We start from the raw sequence: 13,899 nt of genomic DNA on the forward strand, positions 1-13,899 counted from the left end.
CCGGAATGGCTGGAGTCTACAAGGCGGGCACACTGTACGTCGATGTCGTCCCCTCCATGAAGGGTTTCTTCAAGACAGTAGAGGCCGACGCTAAGGCTCAGCTGCCAGACATCGGGAAGAACGCCGGTAAGGATCTAGCGAACAGCATACGCTCAGGCGTCGGCTCCAGCGGCGCGCAGGTCGCCAAGAGCATTAGTCAGCCTATCGACGCTGCCGCCACTGAGGCGAAAAACAGCGTCGACAAGATGACGAAGAGCATGCAGGCCTCGACCGGCGGCATGCAGAAAGCTGCGGAGGGCGCGGGCCGCAGCTTCACGACGATGGGCGCCGAGGCAGGCCGGAGCCGCAGCCCTGTCGAGTCCGCGTCGCGTGACCTCGACGAAGCCGCGCAGGCAGCGGAGCGAGCGGCTAAGGGCACGCGCGAGGCGGGCTCGGGCTTCTCCTCTATGGCTGGCTTCGCGCAGAACGCGATCGCGCCTCTGGCGGCAATGGCCGCAGCAGTCGGCATCGGTGGCTTCGTCTCGGAGGCTATCGCCGCGTCCGACGCGACGCAGAAGTTCGCGGACACGCTGAATTTCGCGGGGATTGAGCCTGATCGGATCGAGGAGCTGGGAGCCGCAGCGCAGAAATACGCCGATGAGACCGTCTACGATCTCTCGGATATTCAGGGCATTACGTCGCAGCTCGCGGCGAATAGCGTCAAGGACTTCGACAAGCTCGCCGAAGCAGCGGGCAACCTCAACGCCGTCGCAGGCGGCAATGCTGAGACGTACAAGCAAGTGGGCTTAGCCCTCGTGCAGGTCAACGGCGCTGGGAAGCTGGCAACGCAAGACTGGAATCAGATCGCGAACGCGATCCCCGGTGCGTCCGGCAAGATCCAGAAGGCCCTCCTCGACGCTGGCGCATATACAGGGAATTTCAGGGATGCTATGGCCCAGGGCCAGATCAGCGCAGAGGAATTCAACGAAGCGTTGCTGAGCCTCGGTTTCGATGAAGTCGCGGCGAACGCCGCGCGCGACACGAGCCGTATCGAGAACGCCGCCGGCAACCTGCAGGCAACACTCATGGGCGGCTTTAAAGACCTGATCGATTACATGAAGCCGACGATTACGGACTTCATGGGCTGGCTCTCCGACATGTTCTCCGACGCCTTCGGGTGGATCAAGGAGCACAAAGACCTGCTGGTCGCCCTGGGTGAGGGTGTCGGGGTCGCGGTCGCCGCCTACTGGGGCTTCTCCGTGCTCACGACCGTGATCGAGTGGATTAAAAACACAACGCTCGTGCAGGAGGGGCTCAACGCCGCTATGGCTGCGAACCCCATCGGCTTGGCTGTCGTGGCTATCGGCGCGCTCGTCGCGGGTCTGATCTACCTGTACAACACCAACGAGGACGTAGCGAACGCGATCAATGCCCTCGGCTCAGGTATCGCGGAGTTCTGGACGACAAACGTCACACCCGTGATCGATGCTTTCGTCGACTACACGAAGAACACGCTGGTCCCGTCTATCGAATCGGCGTGGGGCATCCTCACTACAGGCGACTACGACGGCCAGCTCTTCGGGCTCGAAGAGGACTCAGCCCTCGTCGATTTCTTCTTCACGCTGAGGGACGCGCTCCTCGCGGTAGGCGAGATCTCCTACACGGCGTGGACGGACCAGATCAAGCCGTCCCTTGAGGCGGCGTGGGACTGGATCAGTAGCACACTCTGGCCGGGCCTCCAGAACCTCTGGAGCACGGTCCTCCAACCCTTGTTTGAGGGGATCGGCTCGGGCCTCGCGCTCGCCTGGACCGCAATCATCCGGCCAACCCTCATGGCCCTGTGGACCATCATCTCCCGGGTCATCTGGCCTGTCCTGCAAACCCTCTGGGAGCAGGTGGTCAAGCCACTGTGGGAGGGCTTCGCCTCATCGGCACAGTCAGCATGGGCGATCATCTACCCGGCCATGCAAGCGCTCGCGGCCTTCTTCCGAGACACGCTCATGCCCACGCTGTGGAGCTTCTGGCAGGATGTAGTCGAGCCGGTCTGGACGAACGTTTCCGCGTTCATCATGGCCGCGTGGGATAACGTGCTCTACCCGCTGTTTGATCTGCTGGTGACGGTTATTTCGGGCTCTGTCGGCCTGGCCTTCCAGGGCCTGTGGACAACGGTCGTGACGGTCTGGAATGGGATCAGCTCGGCGATCCAGACGGTCTGGGGCATTTTGTCCCCGATATTCTCTGCGATTGGCAGCGCGATCTCATCGACGCTTGGCCCGACCTTCAATTGGCTGTACGACTCGGTCATTAAGCCTGTGTGGGATCAGATCTCGTCGGCGGTGCAGGTCGCGTCCTCCGTCCTGATCGACGTCGTCTTTCCGGCGATCAAGAACGCTATCGGCGGCATGAAGGACTCGTTCGAGTCGTTCCGTCAGTCGGTCGAGACGGTGTTCGAGAAGGTCAAGGGCGCCGCAGCGAAGCCCATCAATTTTGTCATCACGACGGTCTATCGTGACGGCATTAAGGCGGCGTTCGATACGATCGCCGCGAAGGTTGGCCTCTCCGTCCGTCTGCCCGACGTGAAGGCGATTCCGGCCTACGCGACCGGCGGTGTTTTCTCCACCATGACCCCCGGGTACTCCCCGGGCAAGGATATCTACCACTTCTACAGCCCGGACGGCGGCGGCGCGCTTCGTCTCTCCGGAGGCGAGGGCATCATCCGACCAGACGCTCTGCGCGCTCTCGGCGGGAAGCCCTGGCTCGACCGGGTCAACGCATCGCGCGGCTCCGGCCTCGCGACCGTCGGAGAGACCGGACGCCGCCGCGGCGAAGTCGCTTTCGCAAGCGGTGGCATCTGGAACGCAGTGAAGGGCGGCTTCTCCGGCGCGCTGGACTGGGTCAAGGACACGACGGAGGCGGTCGCTGAGATCGTCACCGACCCCGCCGCCGCGATCACGAACCTAGTGCTCACGCCCGCGCGTGAGCTGCTCTCCCCGAAGGACGGCAGCTTCTGGGAGTCCGTAGCATACGGCATCCCGCCGATGCTGTTCGACGGCCTCAAGAGCCTGTTCACATCGAAGGTCAGCGAGTCCGGCCTCTCCGGCGGTGCAGGCCTCGTCGGCGCAGCCATGAAGGCCGTACTCATGGGCGTCCCCTACGTCTGGGGCGGCTCGGGCATCCCGCCGGGCCTCGACTGCTCCGGCCTCGTCTACTGGGCCGCGCAACAGCTCGGCCTGGGCTGGCCGCGCCTCACCGCTGCCGGGTACCAGTCCGGCTCGACACCCGTTCCCTGGGGCTCGGCAACCCCCGGCGACCTCCTCTACTGGGGATCTCCCGCCTGGCACGTCGCGGTCTACGCGGGCAATGGTCAGATGATCGAGGAGCCGCGCCCAGGCTTGAGTGCTCGAAAGACTGCGATCTGGGGCTCTCCCTCGGTCGGACGTTACGGCGGCGCACGCAAGTACGACCGTGGCGGTTGGCTCCCCGACGGAGTCACCGCAGCAGTCAATCAAACTGGTCAGCGCGAAGCAATCCTCACAGCCCGACAGTGGGCCGACGTCTCCGCGCTCGCGGCCAGCGGTGCGGGTGCGGGTGTCTCGCTTGATGGTGCTCAGGTGAATCTGGTTCTCGATGACGGCGTCCAGTTTAGGGCGCACGTCGAGGGGATTAGTGCAGGCGTTCTCGCTCGCAGGAAGCAGCTCGCAGGAAGGAGCAGATGATGACGCGGACAAACCTCTGTCCTAATCCCTCGTTCGCGTATGGGACGAACGGCTGGGCGAGGTACGCGCCGTCATCGCTCCGAGTCGCGTCTGATCCTGCTGCATGGGGCGGGCACGATCGACAGTCGCCAACTTACCTGGCTGTCGATGTGCCCGCCCAGCTGCAGGGGCAGGTCGCCACACCGGGCGTGGTCTCCGTTTCGGCGGGGCAGGCGCTGGCAGTGTCCGCGCTTGTCCGCACGAGTCCTGGTATCGGCCTCGCCGTCCGCGTCGAGTGGACGGTCGGCGGGCGCAGTCAGGTCGCGGGTGCGCCGCTGCTACTGACATCGAGTACGGAGGGCGATCGCCCGACCTGGGTCCACGTGGCCCCGACGGGCGCCACGCAGGCGCGCGTGCGCTTCGAGGTCCACACCTCGGGGCCTCGCGACAACAAGCCCGGCTCGGTGCATCTTGACGACGTTATGATCGTCGCCGCGGCGACCGTCGAGGAGGCTATCGCTGACGCGGCGACTTTCTTCGACGGCGATACGCCTCAGCAGCGGATCGGGTACTCGCAGCGGGCGATCACTCACCAGTGGACGGGCACAACGGGTCTGTCCGCGTCGCGTGAGACTGAGGGCGCGCTGGATATGACGCGCACGCCGGTCGCGGTCGTCGAGGACGGCCAGGCCCCGCGCGTCCAGGTCATCATCCCGGCGGCGCTCGCGCCAGCGGGCACGGCCTGCTATGTCGAGGGCATCGCTGCGACGGGCTTCAAGTGGATCCCGCGCGCGGGCGTGTGGACCGGGACGGGCGAGCAACGTGTGATCGGCGATTCGCTCGCGCCGATCAACACAGAATTCAGGTACAAGCTGACGACGTCGCGAGGCGTCGAGGTCGAGTCAACGCCGGTCGTGCGCCGCTGGCGCGGCCTATCGCTCATGACGGACACGGCGGGCAAAATGCCCGTGAATCTCCTCTGGCAGGGGACCGATCAGCGCGAGATGAAGCTGCGGCTCACAGAGCACGAAGTGCCGGGCCGCAGAACGCCGGTCATGGTGTACGCACCGACAATGGGCGCAGGCACTGTCTCGCTCACCGCTCGCACCAACCTCAAGGACACGCCCGCTCTCAAGCTCTTGCTGGGCACGCCGACCCCCGTCGCTTTGTTCCACAATCCCGAGCACTGCGTGCAGTGCAGGGCGGGTGTCTGTGATGTTGATCTGGTGACGCTCATGTCGCCGACGGCGGTATCGATGGAGCGCGCAGCTCGGATCGATGTCGCGGAGCGCGCGTGGACGATCAAAGGCACGATCACGTCGCTGCCGCAGGCCTCGACGCTCCTTGCGCTCTCGACGTGGACGGACTTTGACGGTCGCGCGCTCACGTGGCAGGCGCTCGATGCTCGACGCCTCACGTGGGAGGGCTTCGACAGGACGATCTGGCAGGAGGAGCGATGAGCTTGACCGGCCCGGACGCGCGCATCCCTGACGATCTGCTGTCGTCTGCGTACACGCTGCAGGCGACGGTCGAGTCGTGGCTCGGCGATGAGTATCTCGGTGAGGTGCCCGTCGAGGACGGCTCGGTCGCCTGGGACGCTACGCAGCAGGTGCAGGGCTCGCTCTCGCTCACGGTCCCGCGCGTCGGCTCGGCGAGTGAGAGTGAGGACTGGCGGGACTGGGATCCGACGGACCCGTCGCATCCGCTCGCCTGCTTTGGGCAGACGCTGCACGTGTCGCTGACTATCGCGTCGGTGATCCCCGGCGGCGGCTGGTGGGACGTGCAGCTAGGGCGCTTCCTCATCACCTCGGTCGATCCCGGCCCCTCGACAGTGAGGGTGACCGGAAAATCGCTGATGCACCGCCTTGAGGAAGATCGCCTCACGACGCCCCTTTCCCCCATGTGGAACGGCACGCTCGCGAGCGAGATCCGTCGCCTGGTCGGAGGGCACATGGGCGTTGTCATCGACACAGGCCTCGTCGACCGCTGGTGCCCGTCGATGACCTGGGGCGAGTCCCGTATAGACGCGGTGTACGAGATCGCGAAGGCATGGCCGGCATCGATCCGTGAGGGCGGCGACGGCATCCTGTACGTGACCCCGCCGGTCTCGCCGCCGGTCTCTCCGCCGAAGCTGAGACTCACGGATGACCTAGACGGGACCGTCGTCGGCGTCTCCTCCCAGGTCTCACGCGACAAGGTGTATAACCGCGTCGTCGCCAGGGGACAGGACGGGCACGACGAGGGAGCACCCGCGTTCCAGGCGGTCGCGGATCAGACGACCGGACCGATGCGAACCGACGGCCCCTACGGTGTCGTCCCCCGCTTCTTCTCCTCGCCTCTCATTACCTCGCAGGAACAGGCGCGGAAAACAGCGGAGGCGATGCTCGCCGAGTCGATCCGCCGCAAAGTCAAAGTGCCTGTGGAGCATGCGCCGGATCCGCGTGTCGCGCTCGATCAGCCGATCGAGATCGTGACGCAGCCTGTCCTGACTGCTGAGCCGAAAACACTCTGGGGTCTGGTGACCGCCTACGAAGTCCCGCTCACGTACAAGGGCTCGCAGAAAACCGACGTGGAGGTGACCCTGTGACCGTCCGTGTGATGGACCTGATCTCTTCGACGCCGGATGATCTGCCGCCCAGGTACGGGTCGGACAGGTCGACGACGGCGATCGCGCGGATCGTCGACCTCGTCGAAGGCGGGCGACAGCTGGTCGTCTCCCTGTACGGCGGTGCCGGGGTGCAGATCCCAGCGACCGCCGTCAACTGGAACGGCGTGAAAACCGCGCACGTGCTCCTCGACCCGGACACGGGGCGTCCCGTTCACGCGCTGGGGCCTGCCCCGTCCCCCGAGGGGCCGCTCCCGGCGGTCCCGAAAACGCCCGAGCCTAAGCCTGTGGCCCGGCACGCGGTGCTCACGCCGCAGTGGATGGGCACCTGGACAAACGCGGGATGGTCGCGCTACGGCGACGGCGGGGCATGGCAGGGCACCAACCCAGCAGGCCAGCGCCTACGGGGTCTCATCACATACGGTCGCCAGCTCGAAGCGCTCGGAACGATCACGATCACCCGAGCGCTGCTCACGATCCGTCCCGCGTCGCACGTCCCGCCGTGGGCGCTCGTGATTCAACCGGCGTCCTACTCAGAGTCGGGGCCGCTGCCGACAGGCGCGACGCAGACAATCAACGTCAACGCAGCCCAATCACAGGTCGACATCACCGCCCTGGCAAAGACCCTCACGGCGGGCGCGGGCCTCGCGCTCGTCGGCACTGCATACGGCGGCATCACCAAGGGCGGCGCAAGCGCGGCCCTACACCTCGACTACACCGAAACACTCCCAGTCAAACCCGCAGAAAGGCGCGCCCAATGAGCTACCAGGACCAGCGCGGACACAAGGTTCCATCCCCCACCGACCCGGCCCGCCGACAAGACCTCCTCGACCTCTCACTCTCGATCCCCTCCTACAAGGCATGCGCGTCCGAGACCGCCGCCTCCCAGTACGTCGCAGCGCTCGCGGGCGTGGGCCTCACGGCCTCCCCCGCGCAGCCGGTCTACGTCTGGCGCACCGATCTCAATGCTGTTCGCGTGTGGGATGGGCGCCGCTGGTCTGGTGAGTCGAATCTGCAGATGGAGATGAGCGCCGTCGGCGACGTTCCTGTCGGCTCCGGCCTCAGCGTCGGCGTGCGCAACGGCCTCATCAAGGCCGGCAAGGTCGCGACCTCAGCGACCGAGGTGCAGTTCGGAAATCTCTATCTTGACAGCATCACCTTCCAGACGCCTTTCCCTAATGACTGTGTGGCCGTCACCGTGACCCCGCTGTATGGAACCGGCTCGGCCCAGTGGACATTCAAGAACGCGCAGCAATTCTGTCTCGACTCGATGAGCCGCAACGGCTTCCGCGCGATGCTTCCGGGGGTCACGACCCCTGGCCGTCACGCCTACGCCTGGACCGCAATCGGCTACTGACACCCCCTGATCTTTCACGCCCTCGGACAAGCCCGTCCGGGGGCTTTCCCATACCCAAAGAGGAGAAAACAATGGAACCGAATATCGAGCAGCTCATGGCGTCGATGACCCCCGCGACGGACACGCCGCCCGACGTCGTCGCACCGATCTACATCCCCTACGACCAGCCGGAGGGTACGCGATGAGCATGACCGCAAGCAAGGCCCTCGCGTGGGCCGCGAGCCAGATCGGCTACACCCGATGGGACGACCCCGAGGAAGGTTCCCTGTATGGGCGCTGGTACGCCAAGAAGCATGGCACGTACTACGGGACGAGCGGCGTGCCGTTCTGCGCGATGTTCGCCTCATGGTGCCTGACTGACGACGACGGCGCATCCGTCATCCCTGGCGGCGATTTCGCCTACGTGCCTTACGGAATCAACGCTGCGCGGGCGGCCGGCCAGCTCGTCGCCCCGTCGAACGCAGCCCAGGGTGACCTCATTTGCTTTGACTGGGACGGGGATGGCGTGGCCGACCACGTCGGCCTGGTCGAAGCGAACTACGGGTCGTGGGTGCAGACAATCGAGGGCAACACGAGCTCGGGCGCTGCGGGCTCGCAGTCGAACGGCGGCGGCGTGTGGCGCCGCACCCGAGACTGGGACTCCGTCTGCGCAGTCATCCGCCCGTCTTACGGCGACGCGGCCACCGCGTCGGGCTACACCGACGTTACGGCGCTGCAGGCTGCGGTCGGAGCGACCGCCGACAACATCGTCGGCCCCGATACCACGAAGCGCATTTACGCCGTGGTCGCCGCCAGCTCCTGGGGCGGGCGGCAGTTCCCGTTCGGTATCGAGTACGTGCAGTCTGTGATCGGTACCGAGGCAGACGGCGTCTGGGGCGATGCCTCGGACGAGGCGCACGACCGCGTAGTCGGCAACCTCCAGCGCGCCGTCGGCGTGGACGACGACGAAATCTACGGCCCCACCACCAACAACGCGATTAACACCGCGCTCGCGGGCGCGGAGAAGGGGGAATGAAGATGAATGATCTTCTGCTCGGTCTCCACACTGACCCGTTCCTGACGACGGTCGTCGTCGGCCTGATCTGGCCGATGGTCCAGGCGGCGCTTGATCGCCCGTACTGGACACCGGCCCGCCGTAAGGTGCTGCTCGCGGTCGTCGCAGTCGTCGTCTCTCTGGCCGTCTGGGTGGCCGGCACCTATCCGGCAACCTGGCGACTCATCATTGCCCAGGCAAGCGTTTTCCTGGGCGTCGCCTGGTCTGTGTTCCAGGTGCTCTCTGCGATCCGCATTAACGGCGTGACCATCATTGACTGGGTCGGAGCCGTGACGCCAGGCGGCGAGTCCGTCGAGGAGGTTCGCGCCGCAGCTGATTCTGCCACTTCTACCCGGGTAGTTGACGGGGCCGAGCTGGACAGCCGTGACTGAGCTGCTCGCAGACCCGAAGGTGACAGACGCGCTCGCCGCGCTCGTCGTCGCGGTCCTCGTCGCGATGACGGGCGTCGTCGCCCTGGTAGCAAGCCAGGTGCGCCGCTGGCTCGAAGCGAAATTCGCGCACGTCCTCGAGGGTGTCGAGGAGGCCCGCGCTGCCGCCCTCTCGGCGGACGCGCAGGTCTCGAACGACCACGACACCAACATCAGAGACGATCTCGACCGCGCGATCGCGACCGTACACGCTGTGTCGGACCAGATCGGCGAGCTGACCGGCCACGTCGGCACGCTCGCCGACCAACTGGGCCGCGTCGAGACGACGCTCAGCAATCACGGCAAGAGCCTCGAAGCCGTCGAATCTCGCGTCGGAAGGATCGACGACAGAGGTAGTCGCATGGCCGAAGAGATCCACGACGAGCGCGTCGCTAGAGAGGCCGCTCAGCGGACAATCGACGAGCACTCGCACGACGCGCACGCGCGCCTGCACGAGCGACTCGACAAGCTCGAAGAGAGGATGAATGACCAGTGACCACGACTATTTCGGGTACTGTCGGCAGGCTTGACAGTACTCCCGAGCCGCAGGCGTATATCGTCGCCACGCTCGCGGGGACAGGCGAGAACTTCGCTGTCCTTGCGGGCGGGCCGGTGGCCCGGCAGGCCGACGTGCGAGGGCAGATCGTCCTCCCGCTTGACATCCGCGCGGAGACGCAGGTGCATCTGCGTCTCGCGATCCCGGGCCGCACGCTCCGAGAGGCGACCGTGACGCTGCGCCCATCGGTTGCTTACGATCTGGCGCAGATCTTCTCCGGCGCTTCGTCGCCGACCCCGTCTCCCGCGCCTGTCCCTGGTGCGGGCGGTATCGAGATCTCCGGTGACGGAGACACACTCACCCTGAATGGCAAGCTCTCCGGTGACGGAGACACCCTCGAGATCGGAGCCTAAGCAATGGCCTCACGACCGAAGCTCTACACCAAGCAGGGCACCGATAAAGCGATCGCCCGCGCAGTCGAACCACTCGCCACCAAGGCAGAGCTCTCCGGCTACGCGACGAAGGGCGACGTCGCGACCGCCGCCGCAGGCGGCAGAGTGGACCTCACCGACTACGCGAAGAAGGCCGAACTGCGGGGCCTCGCAACCCGCGAGGAACTGGCCGGCTACGCGACCACTCGCCAGGTCGCCGACCTCGCTACCCGAGCAGACCTCACGGCCTACGCGACGAAGGACGAGGTCGTCGGAGTAGCAAAGCGCTCCGACCTGACCGGCCTCGCCACGAAGGCCGAGCTCTCCGGCTACGCGACGAAGGGCGACGTCGCGGGCGTCGCGCACGCCTCGGACCTGACCGGCCTCGCGACCAAGGCTGAGCTGCAGTCCGCGCTCACAGGCGTCGGCATCACCGTCGTCGCCACAGAGGCCGAAGCGCAGCGCCTGCCAGACGGCGCGTTGTACTTCCTCGCCGCCGCAGCGTCACCCGCGCAGCCACCGACCCCGACGCCCGGCCCCGCGCCCGCCACAGGCCCCACCGTCGTTGCCCACACCTCGGGCTCCATCGTCGGCCAGACAATCACCGTCAAGCTCGACGGCAAGGCCGGAGACAAGATCATCCTGGGCATAAACGAGAAGGCTCAAGGCGGTCGCGCGACCGTGAGCCTCCCGCAGGGCTGGACGACCCTCGTCGATCCGTACTGGGTCGGCACGATGAGCGCGACCATCATTACCGGCCCCTGGGCACCAACGGTCACGATCACGATGTCTCAGAATGCAGAGATCGGCTGGGCAGCAGCCACCGTACGCGGAGCCTCCCGCATCGAGGCCGGCACCGTCAAGAAACGTCAGGCCGAGCCGGTCGAGACCAAGACCTGTACGGCGCCCGCGCTCGCGGGCACGGGTCTCGCGCTCGGCTTCACGTTCGAGCGAACGAGCGCGGGCGAGTCGTCTGAGCAAGTGACGGTCTCGGAGGGCTGGGAGAAGCTGGAATTCGCGGCTCAGGATGGGCTGAATTATCAGACGGTGACGCTCGCGAAGCGAACCGCCGCGTCGCCTGCTGATCTGGTCGTGACCTACCCGAACGTGCAGGGGAGTAATGGTATCGGCGTGCAGGTGATTGCGCGTGGATGAGCTGGTGATCTATCGCCGTCGTCGCGTCGGCGGTGACGTGCCCGGGGTCGTACGCCGCCGTCGTCGCGACGGGGGAGACATCCTCCTGCGTCGACGTGAGGCGACGACTCCGGTCACGCCGGCCTCGACGGACGTCGTCGAGCAATTCCTCAAGCAGCGGCCCTTCTATATTGCCCATAGGATGAGCGGTACGGAGTATCCCGAGTTTACGCAGCGGGGTCTTGATGCTTCGCTGCGCGCGGGCTTCAAGGCGCTGGAGATCTCCGTCCGGCTCTGCGCCCGGGGGCCGAACGGCGAGCCAGCAGAGTTCATCGCGATCCACGATTGGAAAACAACGAGGACCGTGCCGGGCACGGATCTGCCGATCTGGTCTACTCCCTGGAGCACACTGCGGACGCTACAGCAGGGGACCGGCCCGTTTATGCGACTGCGGGACATCGTCGATCAGATCCCTGATGACGTCGTCCTGGCGATCGACCACAAGACGACATCCTCTGAGGATCAGCGGAACGCCGCTGATCTGCAGGCCGAGGAACGGCTCTTTGAGTACCTCGACACCGCTTTCGGTGGGCACCCAGAGCGCCGCGTCATCTGGAAGATTTTCGCGAAGGGGACGAGCGCGGTGCGCGCGAAAGCACGCGGATACCGCACAATGGCAATGCTCTACCCCGCAGAAGTTCCCGCGGCTGACCTCGGCTCATGGGACATGATCGGCATGGAGTGGTCCGCGAGCGCGGACGTGTGGAATCGGATCAACGCGACCGGGAAGCCGACGATCGCGCACATCATCACCAACGAGGGACAGGCGAGGACGGCGCTCGATAAGGGCGCGTCCGGCCTCATGGCGTCCTTCCCGTCACGTGTGCATCCGTAGCAGCTGAGAGGCCCCACCCTGCCGGGGTGGGGCCTCTCTCGCTATTCAGGCTGGGCTGCGTACCGCTGTCGCTGGGCACGGCTGACGGCTCGGAATGTGTCGTCAGTGCGGGCGTTGGCTGCTGCTTGTGGGTCGCGGGCGCGGGCGAGCCGAGCGAGGTTCTCTGGGCTGGCTGCTCGTGCCCCTGTCCGCTCGCGGAGGCTGGCGGCGATGAGCTTCGTTGTGCGCGGCAGCTCGTAGGCCTCGCGGTATTCGGCGGCGCTCATGCCGTGAGTGCGCATGATGTGTGCGGCTAGGCTCAGGCAGGCTTTGCCGCACTCGTGGCAGATGAGCCGTCCTTCTTCGTCCTCTGTGATGCGTCCGTAGACCCCGGCGCCGACGGGCTGGCCGACGCGGGGTGCGGGCTCGTCGGCGTGCGGGCCTCGCGCCCGCTTGTAGTGCATGAGACAGAGGCCGTGTGAGATCGCGTCGCGGTCGCACCCCGGGGCCGAGCATAGGTTGGCCGGGGCGCCTGGGGAGCGGACCCAGCGGCGCTGAGCAGCCCACGCCTCGACAGCGGCGACGCTCCACCAGTAGGCATGGCCGACGCGGATAGGGCGCAGGCCCTCGCGGCGCATGGTCTGGCAGAGCTGAAGTACATCACGCTTGACACCGAGGAGGGCTGGCACCTCGGCGGTGGGCAGGTAGCCGCGTTCGCGGGCTTCGGTCTTGGTCATGACGGCGTCGACGTCTTGGCGCATGGTGTGGTCTCCTGCTGTGGGGGAAGGCCCCGGCCCCTTGTGGGGTCGGGGCCTTCTTCGTCCTGTCAGAGCGCGTGGTTGGCGCAGACGGCCCAGAAGTCGTCGTCGGTCACGACCTGGTAGTAGCCCTGGTCGTTCAGCCATTCGACATTGGCTTCGGGGTCGTAGGCGCGGTACCAGGCGAACGTCTCGCCGGCGATTGCCGCGACGTCGTGTTCGTCGGCGTAGTCGCCGAGGGCATCGGATACGGCGTCGCAGACGTCGCTCATGGTGGAGTAGCGCTGGTCGCAGCCGGTGGTCTCGATGATCTCGGCGAGCTGCTCGGCGGTTTCGATGTTGTTCATTGGTCTCTCCTTCTTTGAGGTTCGGGGGGCTTGTTCCCTCCCGATGACTTAACTATACATCGCGCGCGACGCATAGTGCAACCTGGAATGAATGTGACGTGTGCTACTTGGTGAGGTCGGTGCGCGCTCCCTGCCCCGGCCTCGATGCCTGCCACGCGTCGATTGTCTCGGGCGCCCAGCCGCGCAGCGGCCCGGAGGGGGTCGTGATGATGACGTCGGCATCGGGCATGAGGTCTTTGCGGATATAGGACCGGATGGTCGCGACGGTGAGTCCGACGCGCTCTGCGACAGCAGCGGTCCCGAGGTACTCGGTAGTCATGGATGGGCCTATCAGTCGTAGGGAGAGACGATCTCGACAGGAATGTCATCGTCGCTGAGGAGCTGGAAAGCGCGCCCGACGCAGGCGCGATAGGCAGCGAGGGGCAGGCGCTGCGCCCATCGCGTGTGCTGCTCATAGTCTGCCTGTGTGGAGTAGGCGATGAGCGCAGTCGGGAGGCTGCGGACGGTCTCATCCTGGTCCTCGATGGGTGCGAGAAGCTCGTCGAGGCACTCGAGCGCCGTGTCCTCAAGATTGCCGAGGGTCATGTGGACGCTGAGTGGGTCTCGGGGCTCACTCTTGCCGATCTCCCAGGACCGGATAGTCCCCTCATTGACATCGAAGATCTCAGCAAGGTCGGCGCGACTGAGGCCGAGAGCTTCCCGCCGACAGCGCAGGCCGACTGGGGTAAGTGGATTGCGGGGCATATGGTCTCCTGTCGTAGG

General features: G+C 66.0%; 15 protein-coding genes. 11 read left to right on the forward strand and 4 right to left on the reverse strand.

Features of this window, described 5'->3' with window-relative positions; translation table 11 throughout:
- Nucleotides 1-5 precede the first annotated feature (5 nt).
- From QP415_RS03535 to QP415_RS03585, 11 genes are all read left to right on the forward strand, one after another.
- Nucleotides 6-3,695 carry a tape measure protein gene (locus QP415_RS03535; protein ID WP_285098734.1) on the forward strand — a complete coding sequence of 1,230 codons (3,690 nt, stop codon included), beginning with the start codon at nucleotides 6-8 and terminating at the stop codon, nucleotides 3,693-3,695.
- Nucleotides 3,695-5,134, forward strand: a complete 1,440-nt coding sequence (locus QP415_RS03540) for a hypothetical protein (RefSeq protein ID WP_285098736.1) — start codon at nucleotides 3,695-3,697, stop codon at nucleotides 5,132-5,134. Before QP415_RS03535 ends, QP415_RS03540 begins: the two co-directional genes overlap by 1 nt.
- Nucleotides 5,131-6,261 carry a hypothetical protein gene (locus tag QP415_RS03545; protein WP_285098738.1) on the forward strand — a complete coding sequence of 377 codons (1,131 nt, stop codon included), beginning with the start codon at nucleotides 5,131-5,133 and terminating at the stop codon, nucleotides 6,259-6,261. The genes QP415_RS03540 and QP415_RS03545 overlap by 4 nt, the downstream gene beginning before the upstream one ends.
- Nucleotides 6,258-7,040, forward strand: coding sequence for a hypothetical protein (locus QP415_RS03550; protein WP_285098739.1), 783 nt, complete (start codon nucleotides 6,258-6,260; stop codon nucleotides 7,038-7,040). The genes QP415_RS03545 and QP415_RS03550 overlap by 4 nt, the downstream gene beginning before the upstream one ends.
- Complete coding sequence (locus QP415_RS03555) at nucleotides 7,037-7,636, forward strand: gp53-like domain-containing protein (protein WP_285098740.1); 600 nt, start codon at nucleotides 7,037-7,039, stop codon at nucleotides 7,634-7,636. The genes QP415_RS03550 and QP415_RS03555 overlap by 4 nt, the downstream gene beginning before the upstream one ends.
- Before the next feature lie 181 nt (nucleotides 7,637-7,817).
- Complete coding sequence (locus QP415_RS03560; RefSeq protein ID WP_285098741.1) at nucleotides 7,818-8,651, forward strand: CHAP domain-containing protein; 834 nt, start codon at nucleotides 7,818-7,820, stop codon at nucleotides 8,649-8,651.
- The gene (locus tag QP415_RS03565; RefSeq protein WP_285098742.1) at nucleotides 8,648-9,061 is read left to right on the forward strand and encodes a hypothetical protein; all 414 of its coding nucleotides are present in this window, start codon (nucleotides 8,648-8,650) and stop codon (nucleotides 9,059-9,061) included. The genes QP415_RS03560 and QP415_RS03565 overlap by 4 nt, the downstream gene beginning before the upstream one ends.
- Nucleotides 9,054-9,593 carry a hypothetical protein gene (locus QP415_RS03570; protein WP_285098743.1) on the forward strand — a complete coding sequence of 180 codons (540 nt, stop codon included), beginning with the start codon at nucleotides 9,054-9,056 and terminating at the stop codon, nucleotides 9,591-9,593. Before QP415_RS03565 ends, QP415_RS03570 begins: the two co-directional genes overlap by 8 nt.
- Nucleotides 9,590-10,006, forward strand: a complete 417-nt coding sequence (locus tag QP415_RS03575) for a hypothetical protein (protein WP_285098745.1) — start codon at nucleotides 9,590-9,592, stop codon at nucleotides 10,004-10,006. Before QP415_RS03570 ends, QP415_RS03575 begins: the two co-directional genes overlap by 4 nt.
- Nucleotides 10,007-10,009: 3 nt before the next feature.
- Nucleotides 10,010-11,179 carry a hypothetical protein gene (locus QP415_RS03580; protein ID WP_285098747.1) on the forward strand — a complete coding sequence of 390 codons (1,170 nt, stop codon included), beginning with the start codon at nucleotides 10,010-10,012 and terminating at the stop codon, nucleotides 11,177-11,179.
- The gene (locus QP415_RS03585; protein ID WP_285098748.1) at nucleotides 11,172-12,053 is read left to right on the forward strand and encodes a glycerophosphodiester phosphodiesterase; all 882 of its coding nucleotides are present in this window, start codon (nucleotides 11,172-11,174) and stop codon (nucleotides 12,051-12,053) included. Before QP415_RS03580 ends, QP415_RS03585 begins: the two co-directional genes overlap by 8 nt.
- Nucleotides 12,054-12,094: 41 nt before the next feature.
- On the opposite strand, the gene QP415_RS03590 is transcribed toward QP415_RS03585, so the two are convergent.
- The 4 genes from QP415_RS03590 to QP415_RS03605 form a co-directional block, all read right to left on the reverse strand.
- Nucleotides 12,095-12,793: a MucR family transcriptional regulator gene (locus tag QP415_RS03590; protein WP_285098751.1), complete on the reverse strand. Its 699-nt coding sequence runs from the start codon at nucleotides 12,791-12,793 to the stop codon at nucleotides 12,095-12,097.
- 65 nt (nucleotides 12,794-12,858) lie between these two features.
- Nucleotides 12,859-13,137: a hypothetical protein gene (locus tag QP415_RS03595; protein WP_034466105.1), complete on the reverse strand. Its 279-nt coding sequence runs from the start codon at nucleotides 13,135-13,137 to the stop codon at nucleotides 12,859-12,861.
- Between the two features lie 103 nt (nucleotides 13,138-13,240).
- Nucleotides 13,241-13,456, reverse strand: a complete 216-nt coding sequence (locus tag QP415_RS03600) for a helix-turn-helix transcriptional regulator (protein ID WP_285098754.1) — start codon at nucleotides 13,454-13,456, stop codon at nucleotides 13,241-13,243.
- A gap of 11 nt (nucleotides 13,457-13,467) precedes the next feature.
- On the reverse strand, nucleotides 13,468-13,881 hold the full coding sequence (locus QP415_RS03605; protein ID WP_034463936.1) for a helix-turn-helix domain-containing protein: 414 nt from the start codon (nucleotides 13,879-13,881) through the stop codon (nucleotides 13,468-13,470).
- Nucleotides 13,882-13,899 lie beyond the last annotated feature (18 nt).

Source organism: Pauljensenia sp. UMB3104, assembly GCF_030217285.1.
Lineage (GTDB): Bacteria > Actinomycetota > Actinomycetes > Actinomycetales > Actinomycetaceae > Pauljensenia.

Excerpts from the sequence above, each read along its gene's own strand:
- QP415_RS03535 (WP_285098734.1), top strand. The coding sequence starts at position 6 with ATGGCTGGAGTCTACAAGGCGGGCACACTGTACGTCGATGTCGTCCCC.
- QP415_RS03540 (WP_285098736.1), top strand. The coding sequence starts at position 3,695 with ATGACGCGGACAAACCTCTGTCCTAATCCCTCGTTCGCGTATGGGACG.
- QP415_RS03545 (WP_285098738.1), top strand. The coding sequence starts at position 5,131 with ATGAGCTTGACCGGCCCGGACGCGCGCATCCCTGACGATCTGCTGTCG.
- QP415_RS03555 (WP_285098740.1), top strand. The coding sequence starts at position 7,037 with ATGAGCTACCAGGACCAGCGCGGACACAAGGTTCCATCCCCCACCGAC.
- QP415_RS03560 (WP_285098741.1), top strand. The coding sequence starts at position 7,818 with ATGAGCATGACCGCAAGCAAGGCCCTCGCGTGGGCCGCGAGCCAGATC.
- QP415_RS03565 (WP_285098742.1), top strand. The coding sequence starts at position 8,648 with ATGAAGATGAATGATCTTCTGCTCGGTCTCCACACTGACCCGTTCCTG.
- QP415_RS03580 (WP_285098747.1), top strand. The coding sequence starts at position 10,010 with ATGGCCTCACGACCGAAGCTCTACACCAAGCAGGGCACCGATAAAGCG.
- QP415_RS03590 (WP_285098751.1), bottom strand. The coding sequence starts at position 12,793 with ATGCGCCAAGACGTCGACGCCGTCATGACCAAGACCGAAGCCCGCGAA.
- QP415_RS03595 (WP_034466105.1), bottom strand. The coding sequence starts at position 13,137 with ATGAACAACATCGAAACCGCCGAGCAGCTCGCCGAGATCATCGAGACC.
- QP415_RS03600 (WP_285098754.1), bottom strand. The coding sequence starts at position 13,456 with ATGACTACCGAGTACCTCGGGACCGCTGCTGTCGCAGAGCGCGTCGGA.
- QP415_RS03605 (WP_034463936.1), bottom strand. The coding sequence starts at position 13,881 with ATGCCCCGCAATCCACTTACCCCAGTCGGCCTGCGCTGTCGGCGGGAA.